Annotated in this window: 13 protein-coding genes; 6 read left to right on the top strand and 7 right to left on the bottom strand. The window is 75.6% G+C overall.

What is annotated here, in order from left to right:
* Positions 1-7: 7 nt before the first annotated feature.
* Positions 8-784, bottom strand: a complete 777-nt coding sequence (locus C6N75_RS05560; RefSeq protein WP_105867716.1) for a hypothetical protein — start codon at positions 782-784, stop codon at positions 8-10.
* 349 nt (positions 785-1133) lie between these two features.
* On the opposite strand from C6N75_RS05560, the gene C6N75_RS05555 reads away from it, so the two are divergent.
* The 5 genes from C6N75_RS05555 to C6N75_RS05535 all read left to right on the top strand — a co-directional run bounded on the left by C6N75_RS05555 (position 1134) and on the right by C6N75_RS05535 (position 6929).
* Positions 1134-4001, top strand: coding sequence for a sensor histidine kinase (locus C6N75_RS05555; protein ID WP_105867715.1), 2868 nt, complete (start codon positions 1134-1136; stop codon positions 3999-4001).
* Positions 3998-4588 carry a roadblock/LC7 domain-containing protein gene (locus C6N75_RS05550; RefSeq protein ID WP_105867714.1) on the top strand — a complete coding sequence of 197 codons (591 nt, stop codon included), beginning with the start codon at positions 3998-4000 and terminating at the stop codon, positions 4586-4588. The genes C6N75_RS05555 and C6N75_RS05550 overlap by 4 nt, the downstream gene beginning before the upstream one ends.
* A complete protein-coding gene (locus C6N75_RS05545; RefSeq protein WP_105867713.1) occupies positions 4585-4998 on the top strand; it encodes a DUF742 domain-containing protein in 414 nt (137 codons plus the stop codon). Before C6N75_RS05550 ends, C6N75_RS05545 begins: the two co-directional genes overlap by 4 nt.
* 1 nt (position 4999) lies before the next feature.
* A complete protein-coding gene (locus C6N75_RS05540; RefSeq protein WP_181160355.1) occupies positions 5000-5629 on the top strand; it encodes a GTP-binding protein in 630 nt (209 codons plus the stop codon).
* Positions 5630-5690: 61 nt separating this feature from the next.
* A complete protein-coding gene (locus C6N75_RS05535; RefSeq protein WP_105867712.1) occupies positions 5691-6929 on the top strand; it encodes a styrene monooxygenase/indole monooxygenase family protein in 1239 nt (412 codons plus the stop codon).
* A 9-nt stretch (positions 6930-6938) separates the two neighbouring features.
* Here C6N75_RS05535 and C6N75_RS05530 read toward each other — a convergent pair whose 3' ends face one another.
* The 4 genes from C6N75_RS05530 to C6N75_RS05515 all read right to left on the bottom strand — a co-directional run bounded on the left by C6N75_RS05530 (position 6939) and on the right by C6N75_RS05515 (position 10393).
* Positions 6939-8273, bottom strand: coding sequence for a C40 family peptidase (locus tag C6N75_RS05530; protein WP_181160353.1), 1335 nt, complete (start codon positions 8271-8273; stop codon positions 6939-6941).
* 89 nt (positions 8274-8362) lie between these two features.
* On the bottom strand, positions 8363-8671 hold the full coding sequence (locus C6N75_RS05525) for a hypothetical protein (protein ID WP_105867710.1): 309 nt from the start codon (positions 8669-8671) through the stop codon (positions 8363-8365).
* Between the two features lie 24 nt (positions 8672-8695).
* Positions 8696-9418, bottom strand: a complete 723-nt coding sequence (locus C6N75_RS05520; protein WP_105867709.1) for a TetR/AcrR family transcriptional regulator — start codon at positions 9416-9418, stop codon at positions 8696-8698.
* A gap of 39 nt (positions 9419-9457) precedes the next feature.
* Positions 9458-10393 carry an AurF N-oxygenase family protein gene (locus C6N75_RS05515; protein ID WP_105867708.1) on the bottom strand — a complete coding sequence of 312 codons (936 nt, stop codon included), beginning with the start codon at positions 10391-10393 and terminating at the stop codon, positions 9458-9460.
* A 336-nt stretch (positions 10394-10729) separates the two neighbouring features.
* Between C6N75_RS05515 and C6N75_RS05510 the strand changes: the two genes are divergently transcribed.
* Positions 10730-11434 carry a hypothetical protein gene (locus C6N75_RS05510; RefSeq protein ID WP_105867707.1) on the top strand — a complete coding sequence of 235 codons (705 nt, stop codon included), beginning with the start codon at positions 10730-10732 and terminating at the stop codon, positions 11432-11434.
* A 23-nt stretch (positions 11435-11457) separates the two neighbouring features.
* On the opposite strand, the gene C6N75_RS05505 is transcribed toward C6N75_RS05510, so the two are convergent.
* Together C6N75_RS05505 and C6N75_RS05500 are read right to left on the bottom strand one after the other, a co-directional pair.
* Positions 11458-12918, bottom strand: a complete 1461-nt coding sequence (locus C6N75_RS05505) for a penicillin-binding transpeptidase domain-containing protein (RefSeq protein ID WP_105867706.1) — start codon at positions 12916-12918, stop codon at positions 11458-11460.
* A complete protein-coding gene (locus tag C6N75_RS05500) occupies positions 12915-14351 on the bottom strand; it encodes an FtsW/RodA/SpoVE family cell cycle protein (protein WP_105867705.1) in 1437 nt (478 codons plus the stop codon). Before C6N75_RS05500 ends, C6N75_RS05505 begins: the two co-directional genes overlap by 4 nt.
* Positions 14352-14479: the final 128 nt, after the last annotated feature.

Genomic DNA, 14479 nt, shown 5'->3' with positions numbered 1-14479 from the left:
GGGACGGTCACCACTGGACGTACGCCGCTGTGGCGTCGTCGTGGGTCTTGCCGCGGACGGGGAGGGGCGGGGACTGCTCCAGGGCGCGGACCCGGGCGATCAGGGAGCGGGGGCCCTCGGTGCGCAGCACCTCCAGGCAGTCGGCCCAGTCGCCGGCGGCGAACAGCTCGGTCCAGCGGGAGGCCCCGTCGCTCAGCGCGGCCAGGGCCGCCACCTCGGACCGCGGCACCGAGCCGGTCACCGCACGGGCGGCCACCGAGGGATCGGCGGCGGCGGTGAAGAAGCCGCCCTCGCGGTTGCGGACGGTGGAGTCCACGACGGCGTGGGAGACGAGGGACGAGGCGGGGAGGCGGGCCAGGCGGTCGTCCAGCACGGCCCGGACCGCGCCGCCGGGCGCCCGGAGCAGCAGCACGGAGTCGGCGAGCACCAGGTACTCCAGCTCCACCGCGTCCCAGCGGGCGACGACCACGGTTGCCTGCGGCGTGCGAACGTGAGAAAGGTCACACGTGGAGCGGTGGGCGTCCGCGGTGCGCCGGATCGACTCCGCCAGCACCTCAGCCAGGGTCAGGTCGCGCCGCGAAGTGGACAGTTCGGTCAGTGCGCCACCCAGCCGGGTGACGAACCACGGCACCGAGTGCGCGCATCCGTCGTCGTCCAGCGGCGGCGTCACCCCGTCCAGCAGCACCAGCGCACCGCCCTGGCCGTCCGCCGGACCCGCCACCGACACCCAGTCCTCGTTGGGCCGTTCCGGCGCGGCCGGGGCCGACGCGATCTCAGCATGCATGGGGGCCAGTCTGCCGGAGACCCCCGGCGCCGGGGGACGCCCGCCCCGTCCCGCCCCGGGCGGCGGGGTCGTGGCTGGTCAGGCGGGCAGGCGGGGCGCACCCGGCAGAAGCCGGCGGGATGCGGGCGCGCATCCTGCCAAAGCCCCCGACGAACTTTCAACCCGCGTGCGCGCCGGGCCGCGCGCCGGGCGCCCGCCCGAGTTGTTCGCCAACTCCGGAGTGTTGTTCACTCGTTCAGGTGGCCAAGAGGCCGACGCGTGCGTTCCCCGCGGCGGCGCTGCCAAGGTCGGAAGCCGTACCAGAGGTGAGCGCCCGGTGGTGACCGGCCGTCACCTCTCGTTTCCAGGAATGCGAGCATCGGTGCAGAAGCGCAGTGACACCCCCGGCGATCCCCACGCACCGGGCGGCCGCCGCAAGCGCGTACGGAGCCGGCTCGTCATCGGAGTCGCCCTCACCGGCCTCACCGTCCTGGCCGCCGGCGCCCCCATGCTCCTCACCGCCTCCCAGGACCTCAACGACTCCCAGGCCCTGGTCACCCGCGCCGAACTGAACCGGCAGGCCGTCACCCTCGCCCACTCCCTGGCCGACGAGCGCGACGACGTCACCGCGTACGTCGCCGCCGGCCGTGGCGAGCAGCCGCCCGCCGAGGCGGGCGCACCGGCGCGGCCCGCCGCCGTGGACCGGGCCCTCAGCGCCCGCGTCGACCGGCAGATCAGCGAGATTCGCGAGACCGCCCCCGCCGACCTGCGCCGCGAACTGGCCGGCGTCGGCGACATCCGGCGTACCGCCCTCACCGGCGACGACACCGCCACCGCCGCCCACCGCGCGTACACCAGGGTCGTCGGCAAGCTGCTGACCCTCTCCGCCGAGCTGGCCGACCGCGTCCCGGCCCGCGCCGCTGAGGCCGGCTCCGGGGCCCGCGCCCTCGCCGAACTCGGCCAGGCCGCCGACCAGGCGTCCGCCACCCGCGGCCTGCTGCTCGCCGCGCTCGCCACGCCCGGCGAGAAGAGCGGCCAGACCGTCTACGACCCCGCCACCGGCCGCTTCGTCCCCGCGCCCGACCCGGCCGGCGAGGCCGCCGGCCGCACCCGCGGCGAACTCACCACCGCCGCCCAGCAGTCCCGCGTCCGGGAACAGGCCGCGCTCGCCGACTTCGGCCAGGCCGCGCCCGCCTCGGCCCGCGAACGCCTCGCCGCCACCGTCACCGGCCCCGACGTCACCACCGCCGACGGCTTCCTCGCCCGCCTCACCGACGCCCCCGCGCTGACCGACGCCGAACGCGCCACCGACCCCGAGAAGCTCGACGCCGCGCTGACCGCCCGGATCGAGCAGATGCGGGGCGTCGAATCCGCGCTCGCCACCGACGAGATCGCCCGGATGGAACGGCTGCGCGACGACGACGTCACCGGTCTGGAACTGCGGGTCGCCGCCCTCGGCGTCCTGCTGCTGCTCGCCATCGCCATCTCCACCGCCGTCGCCCGCAGCCTCACCCGGCCGCTGTCCGTCCTGCGCCGAGGCGCCGCCCGGCTCGCCGAGGCCCCCGCCCCGCAGGCCGAGGAGCCGGTCCGCTTCACCGGCCGCAACGACGAGTTCGCCCAGGTCGTACGGTCGCTGAACACCCTGCACGGCAAGCTCGCCGTCCTCGCCGAGCGGGCCTCGGCCGCCCAGCAGCCCGCCCCCGCCCCCGAGCCGCTCCAGGGGGCCGCCCGGACCGCCCGGAAGCGGGCCGAGGCCGCGGAGACGGAGCGCGAGGCGCTCGCCGCCCAGCTGGCCGCGCACCGCGCCGACGCCACCGAACGCACCGCCGAGATCGCGGCGCTCACCGCCGAACTGGCCCGGCTGCGGGACTCCGGCCGGCCCGACACCGTCAACCTCTCGCTGCGCACCCTCGGCCTGGTCGAGCGCCAGCTCGGCGTCATCGAGCAGATGGAGGAGCGCGAGCAGGACCCGGACCGGCTCGCCACCCTCTTCAGGCTGGACCACCTGGCCACCGTGATGCGCCGGCACAGCGAGAACCTGCTGGTCCTCGCCGGCCACGAGCACCACCACGCCCACCAGGACCCGGTGCCGCTGGTGGACGTGGCGCGCGCCGCGGTCAGCGAGATCGAGCGCTACGAGCGGGTCGTCATCCAGGCCCTGCCGCCGCACGCCCACATCGCCGGCTTCGCCGCCGACGACCTCAGCCACCTGCTCGCCGAACTGCTGGAGAACGCCACCTCGTTCTCGCCGCCGGAAGCCAAGGCCCAGCTCTCCGCCCGGGCGCTGGAGAGCGGCGAGATCGTCGTCTCGGTGGAGGACACCGGGATAGGGGCGCCGCCGGAGCGCCTCGCCGAGCTGAACGCCCGCCTCGCCGAACCAGGCGCGGACGCCGGTGCGGACGGCGGTACGGGGCTGGGGATGCGGGTCACCGCGCTGCTCGCGGCCCGGCACGGCGTACGGGTGGAGCTGCGCGCCCCGGAGCAGGGCGGCGGCCTGATCGCGCTCGCCGTCCTGCCGCCCGCGCTGCTCGCCGAGGCCCCGCCCGTCGAGACCGTCACCGGGCCGCCGCTCAACCTGCCCGGCTCGACCGCCGAAGCCAACTCCAACGCCCTGCCCGGCGCCCGCGACCGCCAGGAGACGCCGCCGTCCAAGGAGCCCGAGGCGACGGTCGAGGAGGCGCCCGAGGACGCGCCCGAGGACGCGGAGCCCGTCGCCGGCGAGACGACGCTCCAGGTCCGGCTGCCCCGCCCGGCCTCCGACCCCGTGGCGGCCGACTCCGAGGCGGCGGACGAGACGCACGCACAGGCAGAGCCGGAGCCGGAGCCGGATCGGGAGCCGACGACGGCGGAGGCGAGCGACGCCGCCGATGACGAGCCCGCCCCGGCCGAGCACGACGAGCACCGCCGCCCGCACGAGCCGCGCTGGGAGCGGGTCACCGACAAGGGGCTGCCCAAGCGCACGCCCCGGGTGGTCGCGCCGTCCGCGCCGGCCGCCGGGCGCGCCGGCGGGGTGGACGCCGAGGCGCTGCGGCGCAGGCTGGGCGGGTTCCAGCAGGGGGCCAAGGACGGCCGGCGGGACGTCGAGGCGGAGATCGCCGCCGCCGAGCGGGCGGAGACGCACGAGGGGGCCGGCCGGACCGGCCCGCAGACGGAGGAAGCAGTACACCGGGAAGCGGCACGTGCGCAGGGCGCGCGCGCCGAGGAGACGGGGGAGACAGTCGAGGAGGCACGCGGTTGACTGCGACGACCGGCACCAGCACAGCGACGGGAACCGCCACGTTCGGGCTGAGCCGTGAGGCCAGAGACCTGCACTGGCTACTGGGCAACCTGGTCGAGGAGGTGCCCGGGGTCCGTTCGGTCGCCGTGGTCTCCTCGGACGGCCTGCTGCTGCTCTCCTCCGACCCGGTGCCCGACGGCGGCGCCGACGACCGACCGCCCACCGCGCGCGCCGCGGACACCGGCCGGGGCGGGCAGCGGACGGACGGCCCGCTGCCGTCCCGCGACGCCGCCGGACCGCGCGGCTCCACCGCCGACCTCGCCACCATCGTCTCCGGCATCGCCAGCCTCACCATCGGCGCGGCCAAGCTGATGGACGGCGGCGCGGTGAAGCAGACCATGGTCGCCATGGAGGAGGGCAGCGTCTTCGTCATGTCGATCAGCGACGGCTCGCTGCTCGGCGTGCACGCCACGCCGGACTGCGACATGAGCGTCGTGGCGTACCACATGGCGCTGTTCGTCGGCCGGGCCGGACACGTCCTGACCCCCGAACTCCGCGGTGAGCTGGCCCAGTCGATGGAGTCGACGGAACGGGAGGACGGCCGATGAGCGCCGTGTCCGCCGCGCGCGCGGCCTTCGCCGCCGCCCCCCGGCTGCCGGTACGCGGCGCCGACCGGCGCCCCGCCCGCGTCCGCCCGTACTCGCTGACCGGCGGCCGGACCCGCTTCGGGCACGTGCTGCTGGTGGAGACGCTGGTCGCCGCGCTGGAGACGCCGGCCGCCGACCGCCCCGCCGCCCGGGGCATGCCGGAGAGCCGCGCCATCGTGGAGCTGTGCCGCCGGATGCGGACGGTGGCCGAGATCTCGGCGCGGCTGAGGATGCCCCTGGGCGTGGTCCGGGTCCTCCTCAGCGACCTCGCCGACCAGGGAAGGATCCGCGTGTACGGGACCGGCCACAGCGCCGGGCGGCCCGACCGCGCGCTGCTGGAAAGGGTGCTGAGTGGCCTCCGCCGTCTCTGAGATACAGCCGCTGGACCGCCCCGGGGACGACGTCGACCCCGTGCCCGACGACGGCGAGCAGCCCTGGCAGCTCGACCACACCCGGGCGCCGCTGGCCACCAAGGTCGTGGTCGCGGGCGGCTTCGGCGTCGGCAAGACGACCTTCGTGGGGTCCGTCTCCGAGATCACCCCGCTCCAGACCGAGGCGCTGATGACCCGGGCGAGCGAGGAGACCGACGACCTCACCGGGGTGCCCGGCAAGACCACCACCACGGTGGCGATGGACTTCGGCCGGATCACCCTCGACGACGACCTGGTGCTGTACCTGTTCGGTACGCCCGGTCAGCAGCGGTTCTGGTTCATGTGGGACGACCTGGTGCGCGGCGCGATCGGCGCGGTGGTGCTGGCCGACACCCGCCGGCTCACCGACTGCTTCCCCGCCCTCGACTACTTCGAGAGCTGCGGGCTGCCGTACGTGGTGGCCGTCAACCACTTCGACGGCAGCGAGCTGTTCGCGGCCGAGGACGTGCGCGAGGCGCTCACCGTCCCGCCGCGGGTGCCGATCGTGCTCATGGACGCCCGGTCGAAGGCCACCGTGGTCGAGGCGCTGCTCGCGCTCGTCGCCCGCGCCCTGGAGACCACCCCCGCATAGCTCCGGGCAGCTTCCCGGCAGCACCCCTCCCCACCAGCAGCAGAGAAAGAGAACGACCGCGATGCGGAAGATACTCGTCGTCGGAGCCGGGCAGTCCGGGCTCCAGCTCGCCCTCGGACTCCAGTCGCGGGGCTACGAGGTCACCCTGATGTCCAACCGCACCGCCGACGAGGTCCGGTCCGGCCGGGTGATGTCCACGCAGTGCATGTTCCACACCGCCCTCCAGCACGAGCGCGACCTCGGCCTGAACTTCTGGGAGGACCAGGCGCCCCGGATCGAGGGCCTGGGCGTCTCCGTCGCCGCACCCGACGGCGCCCGGGCCGTCGACTGGCTCGGCAGGCTGGACGGCTTCGCCCAGTCCGTGGACCAGCGGGTCAAGATGGCCGGCTGGATGGAGGTGTTCACCCAGCGCGGCGGCCAGCTCGTGGTGCACGGCGCGGCCGTCTCCGACCTGGACTACTTCGCCCGCACCTACGACCTGGTGCTGGTGTCGGCCGGCAAGGGCGAGCTGGTGTCGCTGTTCGAGCGGGACGCGGCCCGTTCGCCGTACCGCGAGCCGCAGCGCGCCCTGGCCGTGTCGTACGTGCACGGGCTCGGCCCGCGGCCCGAGCACCCGGACACCGAGGCGGTCCGCTGCAACCTGGTGCCGGGCGTCGGCGAGCTGTTCGTGATGCCGACCCTGACCGTCGGCGGCCGGGCCGACATCCTGTTCTGGGAGGGCCTGCCCGGCGGCCCGCTGGACGTCTTCCGGGGCGTCACCGACCCCTCCGAGCACCTGGCGCTGACGCTGGAGCTGATGGAGCGCTACACGCCCTGGGAGTACGCCCGGGCCACCAAGGTCGAGCTGACCGACGCCGGCTCCACCCTCGCCGGCCGGTACGCGCCCACCGTGCGCAACCCGGTCGGCAGGCTGCCCGGCGGCGGGCTGGTCCTCGGCGTCGCGGACGTCGTCGTCGCCAACGACCCGATCACCGGCCAGGGCTCCAACTCGGCGTCCAAGTGCGCCGCCTCCTACCTGGACTCCATCACCGCGCACGGCGACGCCCCGTTCGACGAGGCGTGGATGCGGGCGGCGTTCGACCGGTACTGGGACACCGCCCGGCACGTCACCAAGTGGACCAACGCCATGCTGGGCGTCCCGCCGGAGCACGTGCTGAACCTCATCGGCGCGGCCGGGCAGCTCCCGCCGGTCGCCGACCGGTTCGCCAACGGCTTCAACGACCCCGGCGACTTCGAGGACTTCTTCTACGAGCCGGACAAGGCCGCCGCCTATCTGGCCTCGGTCGCCCCCGCGAACTGACGCCCCCCCTCAGCCCCGGACGGGGCCGCCGTCGTATCCGGCGTCGGAGCCGTCGGCCGCGCCCGCCGGCAGCTCCGGCGCGGCGTAGCCGGCCAGCGGCAGGTCCGCCGGATCCGGGCGTACGGCGCCGAGCAGCGGGTTCGCCGCCAGCGGCGAGACCTTGACCCGGCCGCCGGGGCGGGGCGCCTGGATGACCTTGCCGTCGCCCAGGTAGAGCGCCACATGGGTGGCCTTGGGGAAGTAGACCACCAGGTCGCCCGGGCGCAGCGAGCGCAGCGGCACCCGGGGCAGGGTGCGCCACTGCTGCTGGCTGGTGCGCGGGATGGCCCGGCCCGCGGCGGCCCAGGCCGAAGAGGTGAGCCCGGAGCAGTCGAACGAGCCGGGCCCCTCCGCGCCCCACAGGTAGGGCTTGCCGAGCTGCTCGGCCGCGTAGGCCACCGCCCGGGCGCCCGTCGCCGAGGGGGCGGCCCCGCTGTCCGGGTCCAGCTCCCCGGCGTCCACCAGGGCCCGCTGGGCGCCCGCGGTCTGCGCGGACTCCAGGGTGGCGAGCTCGGCCACCTGCTCGGGCGACAGCCCGGCGAGCGTCCCCTCGACCTCGCGCAGCCTCGCGGTGACCGCGTCCCTGGCCTGCCGGCGCCGGGCGGCGAGCGCCCGCTCCCGGTCCAGGGCGGTACGGGAGGCGGTGGCCAGCTCCCCGGCCCGCTTCTCGCCGCTGGTCAGCCGCCTGACCAGCGCGGCCCGCTCCCGGGCGGCGCGCCGCACCACGTGGTTCTGGGTCATCGCCCGGTCGGGGTCGCGGGAGAACAGCAGCCGCAGCGCGTCAGGGAGGACGGTCCGCCCCTGGTACTGGGCCCGGGCCAGCCTGCCCGCCTCGGCCCGGCCGCGCGCCAGCGCCTCCCGGGTGCGGGCGAGGTCGCCGCTGAGCGCGCGGGTCTGCCCGCCGAGCGTCTTCAGCTCCTCCTCGGCGGCGTTGTACGCCTCGGTGGCCTCCTCGGCCTGCTGGTACAGCGTGCGCAGCCTCCCCAGCATCCCGGCGACGGTGCCGGGCGCGGCCAGGGGCGCCCCGGCGCCCGCCGCCGTGCCCGTGCCCTCCGCCTCCGGACCCTCCGGCCCGGTCTCCGGCTCCGTGCCCGCGTCCGCACCCTCCGGCTCCGTGCCGGCGTCCGGACCCTCCGGCCCGGTCTCCGCCTCCGGACCCTCCGGCCCGGCCGCCGCCCCCGAGGGAGCGCCGGCCGTCGCCGCCGGTTCCGGTTCCGGCATCCGGGGGGTCGCCGTCGCGGGGACGGCCGGCAGGGTCGCCGCCAGCGCGAGCGCGCAGACCGCCCGCAGCAGCCTTCCTGGCATGACGTCACCACCTCCGCACGGATGATGCGCGCGAAGGCGGCGGATGATCATATGACCGGCTCGGGACTACGCCGTCCGGCCCACGGCGGTCACTCCCGCGGGGCCCCGCCGGACCCTCCGCCCGGGCCGCCGTCCTTCGGCTTCGACCAGGGCCAGCGGATCTCCCTCGGTGGGCGCCCTTCGGGGGCGTACTCGTACGTCCAGCCCCGGCGCAGCCCGAGCCGGCGGGTGTGGCCGGCCGGGACCCGGCGGTAGGCGAGCACGGTGGGCGGGCCGCCGTCCTCGGCGGGCACGGGCACGGTGTACCAGGCCGGCGGGTGGCCGGTGGGCCCGGTCAGCACCGGCAGGACCCGGCCGTCCAAGGGGCCGCCACGGAAGGGCGTGTTCTCGCTTCGCACCCCTCCAGTGTCACCCCTCCCGCGTCACAGCAGGCGGGCGCCGTCGGCGACGACGGGGAGCACCCGCCGGGCCAGGGTGCCGACCGGGCCGTCCGGCGACTCCCGGGCGAGCAGCGCGGCCAGCACCGCGGCCGTCTCCGGGTCGGTCGCCGCGGTCGCGGTGAGCAGCGCCACCAGATGGTCCACCAGCCAGCCGCGCAGGGCGGCGACCGGTGGCGGCTTGCCCTCGTCCAGCCAGATCAGGGAGGCGGCCTCCACCGAGGCGATCCAGGTGCGCACCATCATCCGCAGGCGCGGGCCGGGGGAGGGGACGCCCAGGTGGAGCAGGATCTGCCCGGCGGCGGCCCGGCGCACCCCGTCCACGATGGCGGTGGTCCGGGAGGTCTCCACCACGCTGCCGCCGCGCAGCAGGGCGCTGAAGCCGGCGTCGTGCTCGTCCACGAAGGCGAGGTAGCGGTCGAGCACCCGGGTCAGCCGCTCGGTGGGCGGCCCGGCGGGCGGCTCGGCGAAGCACAGCTCCAGCCGGTCGGCGGCCGAGCGCAGCGCCGCCTCGTACAACTCCTGCTTGCCGCCGGGGAAGTAGCGGTAGACCAGCGGGCGCGACACCCCGGCCGCCTCGGCGACGACGTCGAGCGAGACCTCCTCGGGCGGGCGGTGCGCGAAGAGGGACAGCGCCACCCCGAGCAGTTGCCGGCGGCGCTCCTGCACGCTGAGCCGGCGGTAGGCGGGGGTGGCGGCACTGGTCATGTCCGCAGCGTAACCCCGGTCCGGGGGAGGGGGAGCGGGTCAGGCCAGCAGCCCGGACCTGCGCCACATCCGGCGGCCCGGACCGCGCAGCACGCCGATGTCGTCCAGGAAGTCGGTCAGCCGCTTCGCGCCGGACTGCATGACCTCCCGGCGGTGGCCGCTCTCCTTGACGTTGGCCAGCGCCTCCCGGCGGTCCAGGCCCACGTTCTCGTACACCTGCGGGTTGATGAAGCAGACGGAGAAGACCTGCGCGGCCTGCCCGCAGCTCAGCCTGGTCAGCTCCTGCTCCCAGCGCGGGGCGGTGACCATCTGGCGGCGCAGCTCCTCGCGGGCGTAGCGCACGTGCCGGGCCTCTTCCACGACGTGGATGCGGGTCACCCCGCGCACCAGGGGCTGCACCCGCTCGTCGGGGAAGGTGAGCCGCTGCATCCAGTCCAGGATCTCCTCGCCGAGCAGGGTCGAGGCGAACGAACCGGGGGTGGTGGAGACCGTCTTCAGGACCCGGGCGAGGTTGTGGTAGACCCGCGGCACCTGGTACGCCGGGGCGCCGCCGTACTGGATCATGCGGGCGAACATCATCGAGTGCCGGCACTCGTCGGCGATCTCGGTGAGCGCGTAGCGCACGTGGTTGCTGGTCACCGACTTGTCGTAGATGTGGCGGACCAGCAGCTGCATCAGGATGATCTCGAACCAGATGCCCAGCGAGGCGAGCGAGGCGGCCTCGTGCCGGGCCAGGTCCATCCGCTGCTCCTCGGACATCCGCCGCCACAGCGGGGTGCCGTAGAGGGAGACCAGCTCCGGTGGCCAGGACCACTTGTCGGGCTCGGGCGGGGTGTCCCAGTCCAGGTCCTTGTCCGGGTCGAAGGAGTGCTTGGCGGACGCCTCCAGCAGGCGGGCCGCGACCTGCTCGCGGTCCCGGAGCGGCCCGAGTGCGTCGCTGAGCAGGCGGACGTCCCGTTCGGTCACGGCGGTCATGTCGAAGGCACCTCGCGTCGAGTCGCGTTACCAGCGGTCACCTCTTATAAGACTGCCCGTCAGCAAGCGCGTCAATGCCTGTGCGGCGTCCACTCGGACGGGTGAGGTCAGGCGCGCCGCCCCGTCACATAACCTGACGGCATGAGCATGCCGCCTCCGCCGCCCCATCAGCCGACCGGCCCCTACGGCCCGTACCCCGCCGGTCAGCCCCAGCCCGGAGGTTACGGGCAGCCCCAGCCCGGGGGGCACGGTCAGCCCCAGCCCGGAGGTTACGGGCAGCCCCAGCCCGGGGGGCACGGTCAGCCCCAGCCCGGAGGTTACGGGCAGCCGCAGCCGGTGGGCCACGGGTACGGGCACCCGGGGCCCTACGGACAGCAGCCGCCGCCGCGCAAGGGGCGGGGCGGCACGGTGGCGCTGCTGGTCATCGGCGGACTGGTGGTGCTGGGCGCCCTCGGCTACGGCGTGAAGTCGATCGCCGACGGGGTGGGCGGAGTGTCCTCCTCAGGGGCCTTCCCGAAGGCCGAGTACAAGCTGACCGTGCCCAAGTCCCTGCTGGACGGCGAGTACACGCTGCTCCAGGATCTCAGCGGCACCGAGGGCGCGGCCCTGACCGGGAAGACCTCCGCCGACACCCGGGCGGACGGCGCCGCGATCGGCCAGTACACCGCCCAGGGCGAGCAGGGCGGCAAGGTCATCGTCCTCTCCGGGTTCCACGGGCAGGTCAAGAAGCCCCACCTGGAGCGGGGTTCGGTGCTGCGGGGCGCGGCCACCGCCGAGAACGCCACCGTGGCCAAGCCCGCCGAGGACGTCACCCCGACCGGCTCCGACACCGCCATCGAGTGCGCGGTGCTGTCCGCCGAGGGAGCGGACGGCTCGCCCGTGCTGTTCCCCATGTGCGCCTGGGGCGACGCCAACACCGTCGCCGGCGTGGCCTTCATGGACACCGCCGCGACCGACGCCCAGGCCGGCGACTTCGACCTGGCGGAGGCGGCGGAGCGGACCGTGGCGATACGCGCGGAGGTCCGCACCCCGATCGGCTGAAACCCGCCCTCCGCGAGGGCTCGTCAGCGGTCGCCCAGCGCCGCCGCCATCACCGCCCGGGCGATCGGGGCCGCGCTGCCGCCGCCGCTGATGTCCTGCCGCTTGGCCGCCGCGTCCTCCACCACCACCGCCACCGCCACCGCCGGGCGGACCTCGTCCGGGCGCTTCGCCCAGCCGATGAACCAGGCGTACGGGGTGCCGATGTTGTCCATGCCGTGCTGGGCGGTGCCGGTCTTGCCGCCGACGACCACGCCCGGGATCGCCGCCCGCTTGCCGGAGCCGCGCTCCACCGCCTCCACCATCAGCCGCTGGAGCACCCGGGCGGTCGACGGGCTCATCGCCCGCCGGTACGAGGTGCGCACATGCCGCCGTACGGTGTCGCCGTCGGCCGTCGTGGTCCGCTCCACCAGGTACGGGTGGGCGATCTCGCCCTCGTGCGCGACCGCCGCCGCCACCATCGCCATCTGGAGCGGGGTGGCCCGGGTGTCGTACTGGCCGATCGACGACAGCGCCAGGCGGTCCACGGTCAGGTCGTCGTCGAAATTGGAGCGGGCCACCGCCGAGGGCACCCGCAGCGAGGCGTCGTTGAAGCCGAACCGGCCCGCCGCCTCCCGCATCCCGGCCAGGCCCACCCGCACCCCCAACTGCGCCATCACCGTGTTGCACGACCAGCGGACCGCGTAGGCGAGGGAGGCGTCGCCGCAGCCGGCCGCCTCGTTCGGCAGCCGGGTGCGAGTGCCCGGCAGCAGATACGGCTCGGGGACGCCGCTCGGGGCGTCCGGGTCCTCCACCGCCCCCGACTCCAGCGCCGCCGCCGCCGTCACGATCTTGAAGGTGGAGCCGGGCGGATACGTCTGCCGCAGCGCCCGGTTGAGCATCGGCTGGTCGGTACGGGCGTTCAGCCGCGCCCACGCCCCGCTCGCCGCCTTCCCCGTGCCGGAGAGCACCGAGGGGTCGTAGGACGGGCTGGTCACCAGGGCGAGGATCCGGCCGTCGGACGGGTCGAGCGCGGCGACCGCGCCGCGCTTGCCGCGCAGCCCCTCGTACGCGATGCGCTGGAGCTGCTCGCGGACGGTGGTGTGGACGGTCCCGCCGGGCGGCCGGAACCGGCTCAGGTCGCGCCACAGCGGCAGCGCGGTGAGCATCGCGCTGGTCCCGGCCAGGATGCCGTCCTCGGTGTGCTCCAGCAGGGTGGTGCCGTAGGTCTGCGAGGCGTAGCCGGTGACCGGCGCGTACAGCGGCCCGTCGGTGTAGGTCCGCTCGTGCCGCAGCCTCCCGCCGGTGTCCCGGGAGCCGGTGACCGGCCGCCCGCCGACCAGGATGTCCCCGCGCGGTTCGGCGTAACGGGCCAGCGCGGGGCGGCGGTTGGCCGGGTTGCGGTCCAGCTCGGGCGCGTCGACGAGCTGCACCCGGACGGCGTTGACCAGCAGCGCGGCCAGCAGCAGCAGGCACAGCGCGGCGGCGCGCCGGATGCAGGGGATCACCGCGGGACCTCCCCCGCGGGCACCCGGTCGGGGAGGCCGGCGAGGGTGGGCGGCGGATCCGGGGCGCGGGCCGAGTCGCTGACCCGCACCAGCAGCGCCACGATGATCCAGTTGGTCACCACCGACGAGCCGCCCTGCGCCAGGAACGGCATCGCCATCCCGGTCAGCGGGATCAGCCCCATCACCCCGCCCGCGATCACGAACACCTGGAGCGCCGGGACGGTGGCCAGCCCGGTGGCCAGCAGCCGTCCGAACGGGTCGCGCAGCGACAGCGCGGTGCGGTAGCCGCGCGCCACGAACAGCGCGTACAGCAGGAACAGCGCGGTCAGCCCGACCAGTCCCAGCTCCTCCCCGGCGGTCGCCAGGATGAAGTCGGACTTGGCGGCGAAGCCGATGAGCACCGACTCGCCCCGGCCGAGCCCCGCGCCCAGCATCCCGCCGGCGGCGAACGCGAAGAGCGACTGGGCCAGTTGGTCCGGCCCCCGGCCCGCCTCGATGGACGCGAAGGGGTGCAGCCAGTCCTCCACCCGGCCGTGCACATGCGGCTCGACGCTGCCGACGGCGAACGCGCCGGCCGAGGCCAGCAGCAGCCCGATCGCCACCCAGCTCGCCCGCCCGGTCGCCGCGTACAGCACCACCACGAACATCCCGAAGAAGAGGAGGGACGTGCCGAGGTCCCGCTCCAACACCAGCACCCCCACGCTGACCAGCCAGATGGTCACCACCGGTCCGAGCACCCGGCCGGCCGGCAGCCGCATCCGCCGCTCCCGGGCCGCGCCGCCGGCCAGCACCGGCACGCTCCGGTGCACGCGCGCGGCCAGCGCGTCCCGGTTGGCGGCCAGATAGGCGGCGAAGAAGACGGCCAGCAGCACCTTGGCGAACTCGCCCGGCTGGAACGACAGCGGCCCGAACCGGATCCAGATCCGGGCCCCGTTCACCTCGGGGAAGCCGATCGGCGCGGCGAGCAGCAGCAGCGCGGCCGCGCCGCAGACGTACGCGTACCGCTGGAGCGTGCGGTGGTCGCGCAGCGCCGCCACCACCGCGATGAACAGCCCGACGCCGAGCGTGGACCACACCAACTGGGCGGGCGCGGCCCGGTCGCCGGGGGTCTCCAGGTCCAGCCGGTAGATCAGCACCAGGCCGAGGCCGTTGAGCAGCACCGCGATCGGCAGCAGCAGCGGGTCGGCGTGGCGGGCGCGCACCCGGACCGCGCCGTGCGCCAGCAGCGCCAGCAGCCCGAGCCCGGCCCCGTACCCGGCCGCGTCCGGCGGCACCGCCCCGTCGTGCGCCAGCCCCACGGCGACATAGCCGTACACGGAGATCAGCACCGCGCCGACGAGCAGGCACAGCTCCACCCCGCGCCGCCCACCCGCCCCACCGGACACGGCGGCGGGGTTTCCGGTGGGGCGGCCGGCGGGCCCGGTGGCGGTCATGCCGGGAACGTAGCAAGTGGTGGGCGATATGTCCGTTTATCTGCGCAGGGTGGCGTGCGCGGATCCTCATCCGCCGGGAGTGGCGACGCGGGCGGCTCCGCGTCAGCGCGTCTCCGGCAGGGGGGGAG

This window comes from Streptomyces solincola, assembly GCF_002982015.1.
Classification (GTDB): Bacteria; Actinomycetota; Actinomycetes; order Streptomycetales; family Streptomycetaceae; genus Streptomyces; species Streptomyces solincola.
This window is presented reverse-complemented; position numbering and strand designations above follow the sequence as displayed.